This window comes from Corynebacterium sp. HMSC08A12 (assembly GCF_001807485.1).
In the GTDB taxonomy this organism is placed as follows: Bacteria; Actinomycetota; Actinomycetes; order Mycobacteriales; family Mycobacteriaceae; genus Corynebacterium; species Corynebacterium evansiae.
Window position 1 is genome coordinate 383,571 of the sequence record NZ_KV789168.1, and the last position, 18,533, is coordinate 402,103.

The window sequence follows — 18,533 nt, forward strand, 5'->3', positions numbered from 1 at the left end:
CCATGACCAGCGAAAACCCCGCAAGCCAGAACTCGGCCACCGACGACAAGCGCTTTGAGGCAGGGATTCAAGTCCGCCGGGAAGTAATGGGCGACGCATTCGTGGATGCCGCCCTAGAGCGCAACGCCGGTTCGGACGGCGAGGCGCTGCAGAAGCACGTCACCGAGACCGTCTGGGGTTCCGTATGGACCCGCGACGGGCTGGCTCGGCGCGACCGCAGCCTGCTGAACATCGGCATGCTGGTGGCGCTTCGCGCGACTGAGGAGCTGCGCGGGCACGTCCGCGGCGCGCTGGAGAATGGGCTGACGCGCACGGAGATCACGGAGGCGATCATTCACGCCTCCGGCTACTGCGGTGCACCCGCTGCCCTGTCGGCGATGAAGGTGGCTCAGGAGGTTCTGGTTGCGGAGCTCGGGCCGCTGGAGGATTAGGTTCGCGGCAGCTCGCGCCACTCCACGGTCAGCTCGCTGGCGCGGGTAACCAGGAACTCGTAGAGGTTCTGTGTGCCGTCCTCGATTCCGTCGGCCACGTCCTCACCGGCGGAGGTGATGTCCACCAGCGCCGGGCTAGCCGTGTCGTCGGGGTTGACCAGCTCGGCGCCCCAGCCTCCTTCGCCCCGCCGGCCGTCCTCATCCGCAGAGAGGGTACGGAGCCAGGCTTCGGCTGAGGTGTGGGCGTCATTACCAAAAAGAGCGGCGCGAACAGTGGCGGGCGTGCCATCGTTGCCGGGTGGGGTGCCCCAGAGCCAGTCCAGGTTTACGCGATATGGAGAGAGAATGGGGAACTCCTTTAGTAGGGTAAAACCATGAGCGAGTACAAAGACAAGCGCTGCACCGACCAGGAACGATCCGCCGCTGTGGAGGCGCTGTCCAGGGCGATGGCCGATGGTCAGCTGAACATCTCGGAGTTCGACGAGAGGTCGGGGCAAGCGCATGCTGCGACCCAGCGTAGCGAGTTAGTGGACTTGCTGGACGATCTGGTAGATGAGCCTGCAGGTTTGCTCTTTGGACCTGGCGCGAGCACTGCGGTTGCGCACCGCGCGCCGAGTGACGCGGAGTGGGCTACTCACCAGGCTTCGGAAGCCGAACGCCACCGCCAGATGGTACTTGCGCGGTCGCGGTCGCTGGTGACTGGCGGGGGCTCCGAGACGGGCTTCAGCCTGGCGATATTCGGCGGGGTGACGAAAGCGGCGTGGCAGGTGCCGAAGGCTCACTGGAACTTCAATATCTTCGGCGGTTCGGACTTTGACCTGCGGGAATGCCGGTTTAGCGACCCGGTGACCACGCTGTGGCTGAATAGCTGCTTTGGTGGCGCGGATGTGCTGGTGCCGGAGGGCGTGCGCGTTGATATGGGTGGCCTGGGCATTTTCGGCGGCAACGAGCTGGTGGTGGAGAACGGCGCGATCCACCCAAATAGCTTGCCGGCGGACGCTCCCCTGCTGCTGATCCGCGGGCTGTCGATTTTCGGCGGAGTGACTGTGAAGGTTGTGCGGGGTTAGGGGCAAAACCGCGACCCCGGTTAACCATGCAAGCGCTGAGACATCTACCAGCCCTCCCCGGGTAGACGAGTAACCAGTTACCATTCATGAATGGTAGAGAGTCTATTAACCGGATTGGTTTCAGGAATTATATCCGGATTAATCGTTGCAGCCCTGCTGTGGCTGTTGAATCATCTGAGAAAGCCACCGCTAGAGCTTGTTCACCTCTCTGAACACCGAGCTCTGTTAAAGAATAATCAGCTACGCCCAGTAGTGATAGGTGGTTCTTGGGAGCTTTGCAACGGCAGCGTGCTGTATAGACCCGATGGCTTTCGGGGAGGAACAGGAGGGTTCTACATACCAAGGCTCGCAGAGATTGTTGTTGGAACAAGGTACTTTGCACCGGGGCAAACAGCTGATATTGCATATCGACCAGTTAAACGGCCCCGGAACCCCGACGAAATCATTCGACTAGAGGAAGCAAACATTGTTGATGTTTCCGCGATAACCAGCCAACCGGAGGATTTTCCAGGGTGGAAAGTCGAACGAGTACCTCTTAGAGGCGCTGCTTAAGTCGACCTGAGTTCGGAAACACAGATACACCATTGACCACGACAAGCTCCGCTAAGAAGCACGAAGCTCGTCAAACCGGGCTAAGGGCTGCCTACAAGTTCCACTTTCCTGGTGCCGCTTTAGCGTAGTTGACACCGATTGTCTTGAAGTGCTCCGTTGCGGCGTCTATCTTTGCTTGCTCTGTTGGACGAAGTAGATGTTCACTCATCGTGCTCTTTGTCTCACGAATCATATAGAGCTTTTCTTCCCCATCCTCTTGCTTCACAATTGCCCAGTCAGGGTTGTAGGGCCCAACCGGGGTATCAATCTTGAACTGAGGGGGTAGCTTCAAGAACAGCTTGATGTCTTCACGTTCGTCTAGCAGCTCAGCGAACTGACGTTCCGCTTCCGAATCGTAAACGACGAAGTCATAATCAGTCTTTTCCTGATTTTTCACTTTGTACAGCTTGTCAAGAAAGTATTGCCTCTCTTCCAATCCGTCTCGTTGAAGCTCGGTGAGCGAGTAAACACTGCCGCCTATCTTTTCGTACTGGACACCCTCTGTGATAAGCGCAGCCAATTCAGCCTTGATTATCTCTTTCACCATCTTGATGTAGTCATTCGGATTGGAAATGAATTCATCAAGTCGGTCGCTCTGGATAAGAATGTCAACAATCGTCGCTCGAGTCAGGGACGTCGCTTCCTGCAGCTCAGAGACTATATCCGGAAGCCGATATCCTCCTCGAAGACTCGTCATGCGACTGCTGGTCTCCCGCCCCTTCGTGCCACCGCGGGCAACGGTGAGTTTCGCTTTCTTAACTTCGATACGCAGCGGCTCAACACTTTCAGCTTTCATAATTTTCTGTACGGCATTCTTGATAAGTACATCGCGATCGACCGAGACACTATAGGTAGTACGCTGGCTGATCTTCTCCCATAGTTCCTCAAACTCATGCGACCTAAAATACAGCTGCTTATTAAGCTTGCGTGTCGTTCGGCTACGCTTCGACTTTACGTAATGCTTAATGTTCGCCCGCCGCAGTACTTCAATGACTGCTGCTTCTAACTGGCCGTAGTCTGCTGTCAGCCCCAAGGAGAAATCATCAGCATCCGGAGTAAAGTCCTCGGTTACGAAGCCATCCTTGTTTAGGTAGCCACGTAGTTGCAGCTGTTCCCAGATCTCAGCGGATGCCGTAAATCCCAGATTTCCTTTCTCTTCAGGGTCGGGCTTAGGCAGCTTAGCGAAGTCGCCTTTGCGAATGTATCCAATCGCAACGCCGGCCTTCTTGTACTCCTTTTGAAGGTTGGTGGCGAACTCTTGGTAAGACTCATTAGCGATGACGGTGAGTTGGGCAACGGAGCGGTCCGCTACACGCTCGCCGTCTTGGTTCACAGGGAGTCGCAAGCCACGCCCGATTGTTTGGCGGCGCTCGGTCTCGGATCCCATTTCACGCAATGTGCAGATCTGGAACACGTTCGGATTATCCCAGCCTTCGCGAAGCGCAGAGTGGGAGAAGATGAACCGTACAGGTTCGTCTTCACTTAGCAGCCGGGACTTGTCTTTCATAATCAGGTCGTAGGAGTCGTCATCCTTGGCGGTTACGCCTGAGGTGTCTCCGTATACTCCCTTTTTGATCTGCGAGAAGTATGCGCGCCGCAGTTCAATCGGATCCTGCGGGAGCAGGTCTTTGTATTCCGGGAATCGATCTCGTTCCTCAATGAAAAGTTCATCGAACCACTGAGCAAACTTCCCGTCGGCGGTGGTGTTGTCGGTACCTTCTCCCAGGTAGCGGGCCACCTTATCCACGAAGAAGAGACTCAGCACCTTGATGCCGAGCGGCCGCATCAGCGATTCCTTGCGGAAGTGCTCGCGGATGGTTTCACGGATCATCTCGCGGTACACGGTCTCGTCGTTACCGCCGATTGATTCTCCGACTTGGAGGATGCCGTGGTTGGTCAACTCGATAAACCCAGGACCGTCTAGATTGATTTCATTGATCCGCCAGTTGTTCTCGTACGCTGAGTTACCAGTAACCTTCTCGAGGTCTTGGTTCTGCTTCACCTTCTTCACCTGGCGGGCTAGCGATCCGTCCTTCTTACGGCACACCAATTCGAGGCTCGCCCGCCACGGATTGCTATCGATGGAAAGAAGTTTAATGTAAGGCTTGGCGTCGCCACCATGTTCCGTTGCTTCAGCCACGACGATCTGCTTGACCAGGCCTAGCTCATGAGCATCTACCGGATCCAAACGGTAGGTAAGGTTTCGAGTTTCGCGGTGCGTCGCACTGTAGCGAAGGATGAACGCTGGATCCATGCCTGCCAGAGCCGTCTTGGACAGCTCAGACTCCATGTTCTGCGGCTCGTCCATGAGCAGAATTGGTCGTGTTGCACGTAGGAAGTCAATCGGCCGCAACCCGTTGAGCCTGTCGCGCGTTTGGTTCATGATCAAGTTGTTACCGCGGCCACGCACCGAGCCGATCGTCATGATCATGATCTGGATGCTTGTCGACGTCGCAAAGGATTGCACTTCTTCAGCGTTCTTGCCGCTGTAGACCATGTAGTCAAACGGGGACGCAGGGTATAGATGGCGGAAATGATCGTGCATCAGCTCGATGCTGGTTTTCACACCTTCGCGGATCGCAACGCTTGGTACCAGAATGACGAACTTGGTGAAGTTGTACTTTTCCGCCAACTCAAAAATCGTGCGAAGGTACACATAAGTCTTGCCGGTGCCCGTCTCCATCTCGATGTCGAACTGGAGGCCGTCAATAAGGTTCTTCGCAGGTTCAAGCCCCTGCTCGTTCTGCACCACCTTGAGGTTCTCGAGCACAGTTGCTTCATCCAGCAAGAGGTTGTTGCCGACGGCCCCAACCTCTTCACTGAGATCTATGTCAAGCACCTGCTTGCTGGTCTCTGGCAGCACTCGTTCGGTATGGAACGTTGTGAGAACGTCCCCGGCGTCGTTCGGTTGGCCCTCGAACAGGTCGGTGACCGAGTCGATTGCCTGAACCTGGTACTCCTGCTTGGCATCAAACTTGAATTTCATGTTGATCCCTTACGCCGTCCAGAGCTCGATGCCGTTGGTCCTGCAGATTTGCGCCAAGTTGGTTTTCAGCTCGTCATCGCCTTGGAACGCATCCTCGAGCATGATGAACTGGGCTGGCTTGACCTCTATAGCTGCACGAAGCTGCGCCAGGGTCGGCTTGGTGTGTTCGTCAAGGTACGCGAGCACCAGGGTGTCTTCTTCACCGTCTTCGTCATCGACTCGGACCACCGCTTTATACGACAGGCCGTCGATATCGCGGTCACGAATCTGCTCGACCAACGAGTGACCCTGCTTGAGCAGAATCTCGGTGAGAAGGTCATCAGGGGTCGCGTCGTCATCGGCGCTTTCACGTAGATCCAACAGGTGTTGCTCAAGTCGGGTCGCGTCAATGTCAGAGTCGGTACGCCACTTGGTGAAGTTGGTGTCGGCGAGCTTGTAAGAACGGTAGCCAATATCGAATTGAGTGGAGCGTTCATCTAAGCTTGCAGCGTAATCATTCTTAATTTTTTCACCAGCGCGATTGATACGTTCACGAGAAATTTGAGAAATACTCGTGAAACCAGCTTTCCGAGCCTTAGATTTTTCTGATGTGGGTTCAGGCAACTGTATTTGAATGTGCCTGCGGTTACCCCCATCTTCCGCATTTAGTTGCATCACTGCATGAGCAGTAGTGCTGGAGCCGGAGAAGAAATCTAAAACTATGTCCGAATTCTTCTTACTCTTGAAAGTTGCACCTTCAACCAAGTCCCGGACTAGAGTCACAGGTTTTGGATAGTCAAAGTATCGATCCATGCCATCTAAACTGGCTAAAGCTTCAACGCCGGTCTTGTTCAGATGTTTCAATATTGAGTAAAACTTTGATCCATCTTCGCTAATTTTCCGAAGTCTGCCAACTATGTGAAAGTTTCCCTTCGGTATCAAGACATAGTCGCCTTGTTCAAGTCCACGGTTAACTTCCTCTAATTTTTCTTCGCCATGATATTCTACAATTTCTTCATAGGGACACGACCCGTACTTTCCGAACTCTTTTCGCAACCAATCATCTTGGATCCAGTACTCCTCCCCGTCCATTTCGACGACTTTCCCACGGATCTCCTTTGGCCGGAGCAATGGTGAAAAATCGGTAATTCTACGAGCGAAGGCAATTAGATAGTCATGCCCTTTAATGACTTGCTTTGCCAGCCCACCACCTTCTGCTTTTGTTACAGAGAACGTGCCGATGTGATTAGACTCTCCGAAAATTTCAGCCATTATCTTGAAAGCATTGTCAAACTCATTGTCATCTATACTCAGAAGAAACAATCCATTATTCGTAAGGAGATTTCTCGCTAGTTTCAGCCGCGGATACATCATGTTGAGCCAGTTGGAGTGGTACCGCCCCTCGGACTCCGAGTTCGACGACAGTTTCTTACCGTCTTCGCTGACCTGCTTAGACCACTCGAGGTAGGTCTCGAGTCCCTCTTTGTAGTTATCGGGGTACACGAAGTCTTTGCCGGTGTTGTACGGCGGATCGATGTAAATCATCTTGATCTTGCCGTGGTAGTGCTTCTGCAGAATCTTCAGCACTTCGAGGTTATCGCCCTCAATGAACACGTTCTTTGTCGTGTCCCAGTCTTTGGAGTTTTCCTTATCCGGGCGAAGCGTTGCAGTTGTCGGGGTCTGCGCTGCGCGCATGGCACGCTTCTTACCAGGCCAGAACAGGCCGAAGCGTTCACTGGTGTCTGAGGCGTCGCCCTCGAGCAGCTCCTTGAGTTTCTCTACGTCAATCTTGCCGTCAGCAATCGCTTCGGGTGCCAAATCGGCGATCTGCTCGGCCAGCTCGGTACGGAACTCGGGGCTGCTGCCAGGAACTTCGTTGATAATGTCTTGCTCCTCGCTCATTGTTCTTCCCTTTGACTACCTTCGTTTACACCTTGATCTGCCACAGGATAGTGAACAGCTCTCTATTTAAACGCCTGCCTTGAAGCGATTGTCTAAACAGGATAGGCAGTTTATCGACATTATTGTCGTAGGACTCGCTTCCCTGTTCAATACCGCCCCACGATCGAATCGATCTTTCCGTCAAGATTTAGAGGCTTCTTTAACCGATTTTTCAATAGGGTATTCAAATGGGATGGGCTTCTTCCGCAGGTCACATCACTATTTTCAGGCTGCCGATCAACTTGCTTGCGCGGTGCACCTTGGCCATGGATTGGTTTTCGAGCAATCTTTTCCAAGTCGACTACGCGCAGATCCATCCTCTCTACTGCATCTTCTTGGTTAGGTATCTCACCGTCATCGTTAACTGGCTCTGCGCTCCCGAAACTGCAATCATCGAAACGAGCTTTGTCTGCAGGAATTGCTATCTCCTGTAATACTCATTCCCTAGCCACCCCACACCCCGCCGCTCCCCCAAACCCCGGGGCGTACCCTGGTGGCCATGAGTGAATTCTTCCCAACCGAAACGTTTAGCAAGCGTCTCTCCACCGTCCGCGACATCGCCACACAGGCTGGCCTGGACGGCGTGATCGCCACCCCCGGTCCGGACATGGAGTACCTGATCTCGTCGAAGATCACCACGCACGAGCGGTTCACGGCTCTGGTTCTTACTAAGGACGCCACCCGCATCATCGTTCCCGGCGTGGATGTCGCTGACCTGAAGAAGTCCGTGGCGGGCAAGCTCGGTGTGGAGATCATCGGGTGGAACGACGGCGAAGACCCCTACGGCTACATCACCGAAGGCTCCTATGCCGTCAGCGCTGCCATGACCGCCGACCACCTGCTGGAACTGCAGTCCCGCGGCATTTCCACCGTGAATGCCACTCAGGTGCTCGCCCAGGCGTTCATCCGCAAGGACGATGAAGAGCTTGCCGAGCTGCGCCGCGCCAGCGCCGCCATCGACGAGGTTCACCGCCAGGTTCCGAACCTGCTGCGCGCAGGCGTGACCGAGAACGACGTGGCCAAGGAACTGGAACGCCTGATCCTTGAAGAGCACGAGGTGGTGGACTTCATCATCGTCGGCTCCGGCCCGCACGGCGCGGACCCGCACCACGACCACTCCGACCGTGTGATCGAGTCCGGCGACGTGGTTGTTGTCGACATCGGCGGCACCCTGGCCAGCGGCTACCACTCGGACTGCACCCGCACCTACGTCGTCGGCGAACCCACTGACGAGCAGCAGAAGATCTACGACGTGCTGCAGCGCGCCCAGGAGGCCGGGCTCGAGTTCGCCAAGCCCGGTGTGACGGCCGGCGAGGTGGACAAGGTCGTCCGTGACATCATCGACGAAGCCGGCTACGGCGAGTACTACATCCACCGCACCGGCCACGGAATCGGCCTATCCTGCCACGAAGAGCCGTACATCATCGCCGGCAACGACTTCGTAATCGAGGAGGGCATGGCTTTCTCCATCGAACCCGGCATCTACATCCCCGGTCAGTGGGGCGCACGCATCGAGGACATTGTGATTGTGGCGTCCAAAAAGGTAGAGCCCATCAACACAACACCCCACGAGCTTGTGCGCGTGGGGTGAGTGAAGACGGGCTGGATGTCTTAGCTGGAATTAGCGGACATCCACGAACAGCTTGAGGATCCACTTGCGGGCCAGGAACATGACTGCGCCCAGGCCGACCATCACCGCGAACATCGCGACGAAGTAGATCCGCTCCGCGGAGCCATCCTCCGGGTTGTAGAAAGCCGCCAGGCTGCCGGAAAGGGACGTGCCCAAGCTGATCGACAGCAACCACAGGCCGAACATACGGGTGGGGAATGCCTTCGGGGCCAAGCGGGTGGCCATGGAGTTGCCCACGGGGCTCAGCATCAGCTCGCCCATGGTGAACAGGAACAGGATCAGCACCATGGCCCACATCGGAGTGGAGTTAGCTCCGCCACCGGCGAACGGGAGGAACAGCAGCAGTGCTCCACCGATCACAACCAGTGCCATAGAGAACTTCGCTGCGTAGGAAGGCTGCTTGTCCCCCAACTTCGTCCACATCGCGCCGAACACGGCAGCGAACAAGATGATGAATAGCGGGTTGATGGACTGCACCACGCCCGGAGGAATCTCCATGCCGAAGAGGTTGCGGTTCAGGCGCTCGTCGGAGTACACAGCAATCACGGTGAACTGCTGCTGGAATAGCGACCAGAACGCGACCGAAGCCACGAACATGGGGATAAAACCGACCAGGCGGGAACGCTCGACGTCCGTGACCAGCTGAGAACGGTACATCTGCACCCACAGCACAACGGCAATGATGGCGGCCAGGAGGGCGGTCACGTTGGACAGCTGACCAACCTTCAGCACCCCGGTGATGAACAGCAGTACGAAAACCACGATCGCTGCAGCAGCCCCAATGAATACCGGGAGGTACTTCTTACGCGGCAGCGGGTTAACAACCTCGTGGCCCGCGTCCTGAATGGTCTGCTTACGCAAGAGGGTGTACTGCACCAGGCCGATGGCCATCATCAGGGCGGCGGCGCCGAAGCCCCAGTGGAAGCCCTTCCAGCCCCATAGCGCGTTGGTAATCAGCGGGCCGAGCAGGCCACCGATGTTCACGCCCATGTAGTAGATGGAGAAGCCACCGTCGCGGCGAGGATCATCGCGATCGTAGAGGTCGCCCAGGACCACCTGCGAGGTCGTCTTGAGGGCACCGGAGCCAACGGCAATGAACACCAGGCCCAGGATCACGCCAATGTAGCCCGGCATAAGTGCCAGGCTGATGTGACCGAGCATGACCAGCACCGCCGAGTAGTACAGGGTGCGTTCTGCCGATAGGATGCGGTCGGCAACCCACGCGCCGGCCACACCGGTGAGGTACACCAAGCCGCCGTAGGCGCCGACGATGGAGGTCGCGGTGCTCTTGTCCATGCCAAGGCCACCGTCAGCCACGGAGTAGTAGAGGTAGAAGGCAAGCAGGGCCTGGAGGCCGTAGAAGCTGAAGCGCTCCCACATCTCCACGCCGGAGAGGTTAGCTAGGCCGAAGGGGTGGCCGAAGAAAGTCCGTTCGTTCTGGTGCGCGCTAGAAGAATGCGCGGTTGCTGTGGAGGCTCCGTCTGGTGCGGGAGAATCCTCCGGGTTCGGTTGAGAAGTCATTCGTTAATTCCATCACACCCATCGCGGATAAACGAAGCTATTCGCTGAGTTTTCTGTAGATTGGTGGGATTTGGCGGCTAGCTCAGGCACAGTGTCAGACCCAGTAGGGCAGACCAAGTAGCAAGAAAAGAAAAAGCACGGCCCGAAAGCCGTGCTAAAAAAATTTTGTACCCCGTACGGGATTTGAACCCGTGTTACCGGCGTGAGAGGCCGGCGTCCTAGGCCGCTAGACGAACGGGGCATTGTTCGTTCGTTGTATTCGTAGCGAACGAAAGGTAACTCTACACAGTAGTCCCTTTTCCTACCTAATCCGCAGGTGGCGCGGTGTTTTTACAGCCACGCCACACACCACCTACAGCGCGCGCAGCTCCGCGACCTTCTCCTCCAACACCGCGACCAACGGGTTGCCCGGTATCCGCTTGGCCGCCACCTCGCTCACCGCACCGTACCACCACTGCTGCTTTTCCTTGCCGGAGTTGAAACGACCCCACAGCTCGTCACCGATCTCGGAGTGGTCGGCCAGGATCGAAAGCAGGTTGTGTAGCTTATCAGCCACAGAAACGATCACGGAGCCCTCATCGGCGCCGGAAAGGTGCGCCAGGTAGGCATCGGAGCGTTCCTGCCAGTCACTTATGCTGTCGTCCTTCGTCACCCCCAGCACCAGCTCCACTACGCGGTCGCCGAAATCCTCCCGCATTTGCGCCTCGGAGTACTCCTCCGGCACGTCCTCCAGAATGTCGTGGAACAGCGCAGCGCTAAGCACGTCCTCGTCATCCGTGACCGTGCTGGCCAGGTGCATCACGCCGAAGATGTGAGAAACATACGGAATGTCAGTGCCCTTGCGGGTGTGGTTGCGGTGCGCGTACGCCGCCACGTTTATGGCGCTCAGCAGTCGCGGCGAGGTCGCCACATCCAGCAGCTGCGCGCCCACTGCTGCGCGAGTAGTTGCATCGGTCATCGTCGATCTCCTGTCCAATCAGCCCGGCACTTCCCGGGAACACTCACGACTATAGGAAGGCACTCAGACAACCCTTCGCCCGGCGCGTTTCCCTGTTCGATTTTTGTGACGCCCCCACGCCGCGGCCTGCCACAAAAACGCCTATCACCAGGTATCTTCAATAGCTGATGAGTGTTGAAGAATCCCCGGACGAGCACCCCGCCGACGAACGCATCGTTCCCACCCTCGGTGGGCAGGTGACCCCGGAGCTTCCTTCCGGGACGTATCACACAGAGGTCGTGCGGGAACACCGCTGGCTGGATCCCTCCACGTGGAAGGTGATCGCCAAGCGCCTCTACTTTGAGATCTTCTTCAACGCACTGTTCGATAAGGGCGCCACGCTGAGCTTCTTCACCCTGCTCACCGGGCTGCCAACCCTGCTGGCCTTCTACGCAATCACCACGCTGGTGCTCGACCAGAACCGCGACCAAGTCACGACCCTCACCGACGAGTTTATCGCGGAAAACATTCCCGATAACTTCCAAAGCAATGCACAGACCGTGGTCTCCACGGTCATCGGCTCCACGGAACAATCCATCACCATGTTGGTGATCAGCGTGCTATTCGCCCTGTTCTCCTCCTCCGCATACGTCCGCGCGTTTTCCCGTATGGCCAACGAAATGTACGGACGGCGCGAAGGCCGCAGCCTCGTCAGAACCTGGGCAGCTATGTGGGGAATCACCGTGGTCTTGGTGATCGGGCTAGTCTTCATCGCAGGCGCATACTTCCTGCGCGAGGACATCGCCCGCCCGCTGCTGGACAAGATCGCCGAGCCCCTGAACTGGCAGGGCTTCACTACTTTCGTCCTGGAGCACTTCCTGCCGATCTGGCAGTACGTCCGCTGGCCGGTGATCGTCCTCGTTGCGGTGGTACTCATCGCCATCCTCTACAACGGCGCCCCCAACGTGCGCTTCGGGCGCATTCGCTGGCTGACGGTCGGCTCCGTATTCGCACTAATCAGCATCACCATCGTTGGCTTACTGCTGCAGGTTTACCTGAAGAACTTCGGTGCCGTGGGCCTCTACGGCGCGCTGGGTGGCATCATCGTTGGCCTCACCGGCCTGGTGATCAGTAACTCCCTGCTGCTCCTCGGCGTGAAGCTGGACGCGGAGATCGCCCGCACGCGCGAACTGCAGGCCGGCATGAACTCCGAGCGCATCATCCAGGTACCACCCCGCTCCTCCGCCGCGGTGGAGGGCTTCAGCCAACTCCACGGCCGCATCGAGGAGCAGGCCGCGCAGCTGCGAAACGAATCGGCGTCAAAAGAACCCTAACTTCCACCCCTCACCCGACCAGCGAGTTCCCCGCCAGCACCATAGAATCAGTACCTATGAGCCACGAACTGAACTCCACCACCGTCGGCGGCCATGTCCGCGCCGCTGCCGGCACCAGCCCCGAACACGCTTCCACCCGTAAGTTCTGGACGGGACTGTCCCGCAACATCCAGGAGCGCATCGCCGACGATTGGGAGCGCACCCGCCAGACCTACAACGCCACCCGCCAGCAGCACTACTTCTCCGCGGAGTTCCTCATGGGCCGCGCGCTGCTGAATAACCTCACCAACTTGGGCCTGGTGGAAGAAGCTCAGGCCGCTGCCCGCGAGCTCGGCCACGAGCTCACCGACGTACTGGAAGTGGAAAACGATGCCGCCCTGGGCAACGGTGGCCTGGGCCGCCTGGCCGCCTGCTTCCTGGATTCCGCCGTCACCCAGGATTACCCCGTCACCGGCTACGGCATCCTCTACCGATACGGCCTGTTCCGCCAGTCCTTCGACAACGGCTTCCAGGTCGAGCGCCCAGACCCGTGGCGCGAAGAGGAATACCCCTTCACCATCCGCCGGGCCTCCGACCAGCTGGTCGTGCACTTCGACGACATGAAGGTCCGCGCGATCCCCTACGACATGCCCATCACTGGCTACGGCACCCGCAACGTGGGCACCCTGTGCCTGTGGAAATCCGAGCCGTGGGAGGAGTTCGACTACGACGCTTTCAACTCCCAGCACTTCACCGAGGCCATTATCGAGCGCGAGCGCGTCAGCGACATCTGCCGTGTGCTCTACCCGAACGACACAACCTACGAGGGCAAGAAGCTGCGTGTCCGCCAGCAGTACTTCTTCACCTCCGCCTCCCTGCAGGCGATGATCCGCAGCCACCTGGCGCAGCATGGAAGCCTGAATAACTTCGCGGAATACCACTCCGTGCAGCTGAACGATACCCACCCGGTGCTGGCCATCCCGGAGCTCATGCGCCTGCTGATGGACGAGCACGGCATGGGCTGGGAGGAAGCCTGGGAGATCGTCTCCAACACCTTCGCCTACACCAACCACACTGTCCTCACCGAAGCCCTGGAGCAGTGGGATCAGCAGATCTTCCAGCAGCTGTTCTGGCGTGTCTGGGAGATCATCGCCGAGATCGACCGTCGCTTCCGCATCGAACGCTCGGCGGAGGGCATTGATGGCGTCACCATCCAAAGAATGGCCCCGATCCAACACGGAGTGGTGCATATGGCGTGGATCGCCTGCTACGCCGCTTACTCCATCAACGGTGTGGCCGCACTGCACACGGAGATCATCAAGCGCGAAACCCTCGCCGATTGGCACGCACTGTGGCCAGAGAAGTTCAACAACAAGACCAACGGTGTTACGCCGCGCCGCTGGCTGCGGATGATTAACTCTCGCCTGTCTGCGCTGCTTACTCGTCTTTCGGGTGGTGACGCCTGGGTCACCGACCTCGACAATCTCAAGGAACTGCGCAGCTACTCTTCCGACGAGAGCGTCATGCAGGAGCTCCGTGAGATCAAGGCTGCCAACAAGCACGACTTTGCCGAGTGGATCGCCGAGCGCCAGGGCGTGGTCATCGACCCGGATTCCATCTTCGACGTACAGATCAAGCGCCTGCACGAGTACAAGCGCCAGCTGCTGAATGCCCTGTACGTGCTGGACCTGTACTTCCGCATCAAGGAGGACCACCAGCGCGACCTGCCGCCGCGCACCGTCATCTTCGGCGCGAAGGCCGCACCGGGCTACACGCGGGCGAAGGCCATCATCAAGCTGATCAACGCGATTGCGGACCTGGTGAACAACGATCCGGTGGTTTCCCCGCTGCTGAAGGTCGTGTTCGTGGAGAACTACAACGTCTCCCCCGCCGAGCACATCCTGCCGGCCTCCGATGTTTCGGAGCAGATCTCTACCGCGGGCAAGGAGGCATCCGGCACCTCCAACATGAAGTTCATGATGAACGGCGCGCTGACGCTGGGCACCATGGACGGCGCGAACGTGGAGATCGTGGATTCCGTTGGCGAAGAGAACGCCTACATCTTCGGCGCCCGCGAGGAGGAGCTGCCGGAGCTGCGCGCGGACTACAAGCCCTACGAGCTGTACGAATCCGTGCCCGGCCTGAAGCGCGCCCTGGACGCGCTGGATAACGGCACCCTGCACGACGAGTTCACCGGCTGGTTCTACGACCTGAAGCAGTCCTTGATTCACGGCTACGGCGAGGGTGCCTCCGACACCTACTACCTACTGGGAGACTTCGCGGACTACCGCGAGGTGCGCGATCGCATGGCAGCCGACTACGCCGCCGACCCGCTGGGCTGGGCGCAGAAGGCGTGGGTGAACATCTGCGAGTCCGGGCGCTTCTCCTCCGACCGCACGATCCGCGACTACGCCACGGAAGTCTGGAAGCTGGAGCCCGCGCCGATTGACGAGTAGCGGGACTGCGATGCGCTGAACGGCAGGGGTCTGCGCAGTGGCCTAGGAAGTAGCCTGCACAGTGGGCTGCAAGTGACCGCCAGGTGTTTACCTGGCGGTCATGTTGTCTTAAACCGCACGCAAAAAAGAGGTGGAAATATATGTGTGGTTTTATTCACATTTCGCAGTAGATAGGCGCAGCTTTCCATGCAGCTCAACAACCTCAAAAACTCGGTATCCCAGCGTGCACAGCGTGCTCGGCGCTCCCAGCGCAAGGTTGCAGGGATTTCCCTGGCTCTGGCGGTAATTCCCTTCGCCGCTGTCCCCGCGGCCAACGCGACCGTCGGCTCCGAGACCGTGATCGGCTCCACCCTGGGATCCTCCAGCTTCGGCTCCTCGGCTGGGTCTTCTGCTGGGTCTACTGCCGGCTCATCCCTACCTGGTTCCAGCGGCCCTGCTGGCTCCTTGCAGCCGGGCAACCCAGGTAACCCAGGCACCCCGGACACACAGTCCACGTTCGAGCGCACCGCCACCTACCCGGTGTACGAGAACCGTCCCGAGGGCGAGGACAAGTCTGCGGAGACCGTGGCGGAGATCTCCACGGTCTCCAAGGACGGCAACACGCTGATCCACACGGACGCCTCGGCGCAGCGCATCGGATTCATCGACATCAGCGACCCGAACGCTCCGAAGGGCCTGGGCACCCTGGATCTGAAGGCACAGGGCCATGCTAAGGACGAGCCGACCTCCGTGGCCGTGTACGGCGACTACCTGCTGGTGGTCATCGACGAGACGGGCGGGGACTTTGCCAACCCGAAGGGGCGCGTGGACATCGTGCGGGTCTCAGACCGCACCCGCGTTTCCTCCATCGACCTGCAGGGCCAGCCGGATTCCATCGCCATCTCCCCCGCGGGCGCGCCGGGTAGCCCCAAGGCCGCCATCGCCATGGAAAACCAGCGCGACGAAGAGCTTAATGACGGCAACCTGCCGCAGCTGCCCACCGGCTTTGTGCAGACCATCGACCTGTCCGGGGATGCCAAGGATTGGAAGGCCACCCCGATCCGCTTCGAGGACGAAAATGGCAAGCTGCTGGACGAAGTAAAGAAGGCCGGGCTGGATACCCCAGAGGATCTGGAGCCGGAGTACGTCAGCATCAACGGCAAGAACCAGCTGGCCGTCACCCTGCAGGAGAACAACGGTGTGGCCATCATCGACTTGCAGACCAACCGCATCACCAACGTGTTCAGTGCAGGCAGCGCCGAGGTCAAGGGTGTGGACACCAAATCCGACAAGCTCATCAACCCCACCGACACTCTGCCCGCCACCCCGCGCGAGCCGGATGCCATCGCGTGGATCGACGATAGCCACGTAGCCACCGCCAACGAGGGCGACTGGAAGGGCGGCACCCGTGGCTGGACCGTCTTCGATACGAACGGCAAGATCGTCTGGGATGCCGGCAACTCCGTGGAGAACCTGGCCATCCGCCACGGCCTGCACAACAACAAGCGCGCCAAGAAAAAGGGCGTGGAGATCGAGGGCATCGCCACCGCCAAGATGAACGGCACCAACTACGCCTTCGTCGGCTCCGAGCGCTCCAACTTCGTGGCCGTGTACAACGTCAACGATCCGGCGAACCCGCAGTTCGTGCAGATGCTGTTCACCACCAACGGCCCGGAGGGCATTCTGCCGATCCCGGAGCGGAACATGCTCGCTGTATCCAGCGAGGTCGACGAGCCGGACAACGCCGTGCGCAGCGCGGTGACGCTATATCGTCTGGGTGGCGAGGAATCCCAGCCCTCCATTGTTTCCGCCGACCAGGGCGATGCGCCGATCGGCTGGGGTGCGCTGGGCGCTCTGACCGCCGATCCGAAGGACGCCAACCGCCTGTACGCGGCCTCCGACTCCGCGTACGCGAACGGCTGGGTTTACACGATCGATGCCTCCAAGCAGCCGGCCGTGATCACCGAACGCCGCGCAGTGAAGCGTGACGGTGCCCCGGCTGAGGATCTGGACATCGAAGGAATTTCCGTGGCTGCCGACGGGGGCTTCTGGATCGCTTCCGAGGGCAAGAAGGGCAAGGATAACCGTCTCTTCCACACCGATAAAGACCTCAACATCACCTCTGCGGTCGAACTACCTGCCGACGTGGCTGAGCACATCGGCAAGTGGGGACTAGAGGGCGTCAGTTCCACAAAGGACGAAAACGGCGTGGAACAGCTCTTCGTCGCCGTGCAGCGACCGCTGTGGAAGGACCCGGAGGCGAAGGACCGCGAGGCGCTAGAAGGCGACAACACCACGCGCATCGGCAAGTACGACACGAAGACCAAGCAGTGGCAGTGGTTCGGCTACGAGCTGGAGAAGTCGGCCGGCAAGGGCGACTGGATGGGTCTGTCGGAGATCACCGCGCTGGACGATAAGCACCTGCTGGTGATCGAGCGCGATAAGCTGAACGGTCCGGATGCGAAGGTCAAGCGCGTAATGAAGGTGACGCTGCCTGAGGGCCGTGCTGAGGGTGCAGCCGCTAGCGCGAACGGTCTCGCGCTGCCGATGGTGAACAAGGAGCTAGCCGTGGACGTGCTGCCGAAGCTACGCGCCACCAATGGCTGGACGCAGGAGAAGCTGGAGGGCTTCACCATCGCGGCGGATGGCCAGATGTACGCGGTGACGGATAATGACGCGCTGGAGGATGCCACCGGCGAGACCGTCTTCCTACGCCTGGGCAAGGTGAAGTAGCGAGGCTCAAAGCCAGCTGGCGGATCGGGGAGCCTTTGTTCCCCGAGGCCGCATGCCGTGCGGCTAAGGCGTCCTTGGCTATTCACCCCACTACTTACCCCTCCCCTGCTACCCCCAATAAATCTGTAGAAAATCAATAACCCCGGTGATGTACGTCTAAAACGCAGGGATCGCTCCGGGGCTTTCAATGCAATCCTAACACTGAAACGTATGCAATCCAACGGCAACGCAGGAAACAACCTGGATAGGTGGTTTTCACCAGAACGGATGAAAACCTACAGTTTCCACTCCGACCCGGAAGCTCTCTACCTTTGGAACACACGCATCACCAAAGCCTTCCTCGAAGATATTCAGCACGTCGAGGTACTGCTCCGTAACTGTGTCGATCTAGCGGTGTCTTCAAAATACGGACATCAGTGGTACACGAATACGGATATCCCGTTCAATGCTCAGGCTAAGAAGTCCATTCGAAAAGCTGAGCGTCGTGCCGGATCCGCCAGGAATACATCACCACCACCAGGTCGAGTTATCGCAGAGCTTAGTTTTGATTTCTGGAGATTTCTTTTTACCAATACCTACTCATCCACCATCTGGCCATTGGTCCAGAAAACTCTACATGCGATTCCCCAGTCAAACTCCACAAAGAGGTCAACTCATATCGGCGTGCCGTCATTACAGGATTTCAGATGCGAAGTCGATGTCATCTATACCTTGCGAAACCGTTGTGCACATCACGAGCCAATAGTTAAACCTAATTTGAAATTCGAAGATACTGCGCTAGATCGAGTGCAGGGCGCCCTGTCTCTTGTCGCTAACTGGATCAATCCGCAAGCAGCACAATGGATAGAATCGAATTCCAGGATTCCGGATTTGCGCCGCACGAGGCCTTAGGCCAGCAAAGCACGCCCCCTGTCCCCGTTACCTTGTGAGTGTCCCCGATAATGGGGATAGTCGCTGGTCCCGGTATGG

General features: G+C 58.3%; 12 protein-coding genes and 1 tRNA gene. 7 read left to right on the forward strand and 6 right to left on the reverse strand.

The annotated features are described in order from the left end of the window. Positions 1 to 2: 2 nt before the first annotated feature. Positions 3 to 431 carry a carboxymuconolactone decarboxylase family protein gene (locus HMPREF3166_RS03665; RefSeq protein ID WP_070487721.1) on the forward strand — a complete coding sequence of 143 codons (429 nt, stop codon included), beginning with the start codon at positions 3 to 5 and terminating at the stop codon, positions 429 to 431. On the opposite strand, the gene HMPREF3166_RS10390 is transcribed toward HMPREF3166_RS03665, so the two are convergent. Further along, a complete protein-coding gene (locus HMPREF3166_RS10390) occupies positions 428 to 556 on the reverse strand; it encodes a hypothetical protein (protein ID WP_256365735.1) in 129 nt (42 codons plus the stop codon). The genes HMPREF3166_RS03665 and HMPREF3166_RS10390 overlap by 4 nt on opposite strands. Positions 557 to 805: 249 nt before the next feature. Between HMPREF3166_RS10390 and HMPREF3166_RS03675 the strand changes: the two genes are divergently transcribed. Beyond that, positions 806 to 1,498 (forward strand): DUF1707 SHOCT-like domain-containing protein, encoded by a 693-nt coding sequence (locus HMPREF3166_RS03675; RefSeq protein ID WP_070487723.1) that lies wholly within the window; start codon positions 806 to 808, stop codon positions 1,496 to 1,498. A 643-nt stretch (positions 1,499 to 2,141) separates the two neighbouring features. On the opposite strand, the gene HMPREF3166_RS03680 is transcribed toward HMPREF3166_RS03675, so the two are convergent. Both HMPREF3166_RS03680 and HMPREF3166_RS03685 read right to left on the reverse strand, forming a co-directional pair. Beyond that, a complete protein-coding gene (locus HMPREF3166_RS03680) occupies positions 2,142 to 5,075 on the reverse strand; it encodes a restriction endonuclease (RefSeq protein WP_070487725.1) in 2,934 nt (977 codons plus the stop codon). A 9-nt stretch (positions 5,076 to 5,084) separates the two neighbouring features. Then, positions 5,085 to 6,956, reverse strand: coding sequence for a site-specific DNA-methyltransferase (locus tag HMPREF3166_RS03685; RefSeq protein ID WP_070487727.1), 1,872 nt, complete (start codon positions 6,954 to 6,956; stop codon positions 5,085 to 5,087). 538 nt (positions 6,957 to 7,494) lie between these two features. Between HMPREF3166_RS03685 and HMPREF3166_RS03695 the strand changes: the two genes are divergently transcribed. Then, positions 7,495 to 8,586, forward strand: a complete 1,092-nt coding sequence (locus tag HMPREF3166_RS03695) for a M24 family metallopeptidase (RefSeq protein WP_070487730.1) — start codon at positions 7,495 to 7,497, stop codon at positions 8,584 to 8,586. A gap of 30 nt (positions 8,587 to 8,616) precedes the next feature. Here the strand turns inward: HMPREF3166_RS03695 and HMPREF3166_RS03700 are convergent, their stop codons facing one another. From HMPREF3166_RS03700 to HMPREF3166_RS03710, 3 genes are all read right to left on the reverse strand, one after another. Next, on the reverse strand, positions 8,617 to 10,146 hold the full coding sequence (locus HMPREF3166_RS03700) for a peptide MFS transporter (protein ID WP_070487731.1): 1,530 nt from the start codon (positions 10,144 to 10,146) through the stop codon (positions 8,617 to 8,619). Positions 10,147 to 10,314: 168 nt separating this feature from the next. Beyond that, positions 10,315 to 10,387, reverse strand: a tRNA-Glu gene (locus tag HMPREF3166_RS03705). A 111-nt stretch (positions 10,388 to 10,498) separates the two neighbouring features. Continuing rightward, positions 10,499 to 11,104: an HD domain-containing protein gene (locus HMPREF3166_RS03710; protein ID WP_083293804.1), complete on the reverse strand. Its 606-nt coding sequence runs from the start codon at positions 11,102 to 11,104 to the stop codon at positions 10,499 to 10,501. Between the two features lie 167 nt (positions 11,105 to 11,271). Between HMPREF3166_RS03710 and HMPREF3166_RS03715 the strand changes: the two genes are divergently transcribed. The 4 genes from HMPREF3166_RS03715 (at position 11,272) to HMPREF3166_RS09930 (ending at position 18,455) form a co-directional block, all read left to right on the forward strand. Further along, complete coding sequence (locus tag HMPREF3166_RS03715) at positions 11,272 to 12,417, forward strand: YihY/virulence factor BrkB family protein (RefSeq protein WP_070487732.1); 1,146 nt, start codon at positions 11,272 to 11,274, stop codon at positions 12,415 to 12,417. A 56-nt stretch (positions 12,418 to 12,473) separates the two neighbouring features. Then, the gene (gene malP, locus HMPREF3166_RS03720; RefSeq protein ID WP_070487733.1) at positions 12,474 to 14,852 is read left to right on the forward strand and encodes a maltodextrin phosphorylase MalP; all 2,379 of its coding nucleotides are present in this window, start codon (positions 12,474 to 12,476) and stop codon (positions 14,850 to 14,852) included. Positions 14,853 to 15,038: 186 nt separating this feature from the next. Continuing rightward, complete coding sequence (locus HMPREF3166_RS03725) at positions 15,039 to 17,564, forward strand: esterase-like activity of phytase family protein (protein WP_070487734.1); 2,526 nt, start codon at positions 15,039 to 15,041, stop codon at positions 17,562 to 17,564. A gap of 210 nt (positions 17,565 to 17,774) precedes the next feature. Beyond that, positions 17,775 to 18,455, forward strand: a complete 681-nt coding sequence (locus HMPREF3166_RS09930) for an Abi family protein (protein ID WP_080722665.1) — start codon at positions 17,775 to 17,777, stop codon at positions 18,453 to 18,455. The last annotated feature ends 78 nt before the right edge of the window (positions 18,456 to 18,533 follow it).

Excerpts from the sequence above, each read along its gene's own strand:
- HMPREF3166_RS03665 (WP_070487721.1), top strand. The coding sequence starts at position 3 with ATGACCAGCGAAAACCCCGCAAGCCAGAACTCGGCCACCGACGACAAG.
- HMPREF3166_RS03675 (WP_070487723.1), top strand. The coding sequence starts at position 806 with ATGAGCGAGTACAAAGACAAGCGCTGCACCGACCAGGAACGATCCGCC.
- HMPREF3166_RS03680 (WP_070487725.1), bottom strand. The coding sequence starts at position 5,075 with ATGAAATTCAAGTTTGATGCCAAGCAGGAGTACCAGGTTCAGGCAATC.
- HMPREF3166_RS03685 (WP_070487727.1), bottom strand. The coding sequence starts at position 6,956 with ATGAGCGAGGAGCAAGACATTATCAACGAAGTTCCTGGCAGCAGCCCC.
- HMPREF3166_RS03695 (WP_070487730.1), top strand. The coding sequence starts at position 7,495 with ATGAGTGAATTCTTCCCAACCGAAACGTTTAGCAAGCGTCTCTCCACC.
- HMPREF3166_RS03700 (WP_070487731.1), bottom strand. The coding sequence starts at position 10,146 with ATGACTTCTCAACCGAACCCGGAGGATTCTCCCGCACCAGACGGAGCC.
- HMPREF3166_RS03710 (WP_083293804.1), bottom strand. The coding sequence starts at position 11,104 with ATGACCGATGCAACTACTCGCGCAGCAGTGGGCGCGCAGCTGCTGGAT.
- HMPREF3166_RS03715 (WP_070487732.1), top strand. The coding sequence starts at position 11,272 with ATGAGTGTTGAAGAATCCCCGGACGAGCACCCCGCCGACGAACGCATC.
- malP (WP_070487733.1), top strand. The coding sequence starts at position 12,474 with ATGAGCCACGAACTGAACTCCACCACCGTCGGCGGCCATGTCCGCGCC.
- HMPREF3166_RS03725 (WP_070487734.1), top strand. The coding sequence starts at position 15,039 with ATGCAGCTCAACAACCTCAAAAACTCGGTATCCCAGCGTGCACAGCGT.
- HMPREF3166_RS09930 (WP_080722665.1), top strand. The coding sequence starts at position 17,775 with ATGCAATCCAACGGCAACGCAGGAAACAACCTGGATAGGTGGTTTTCA.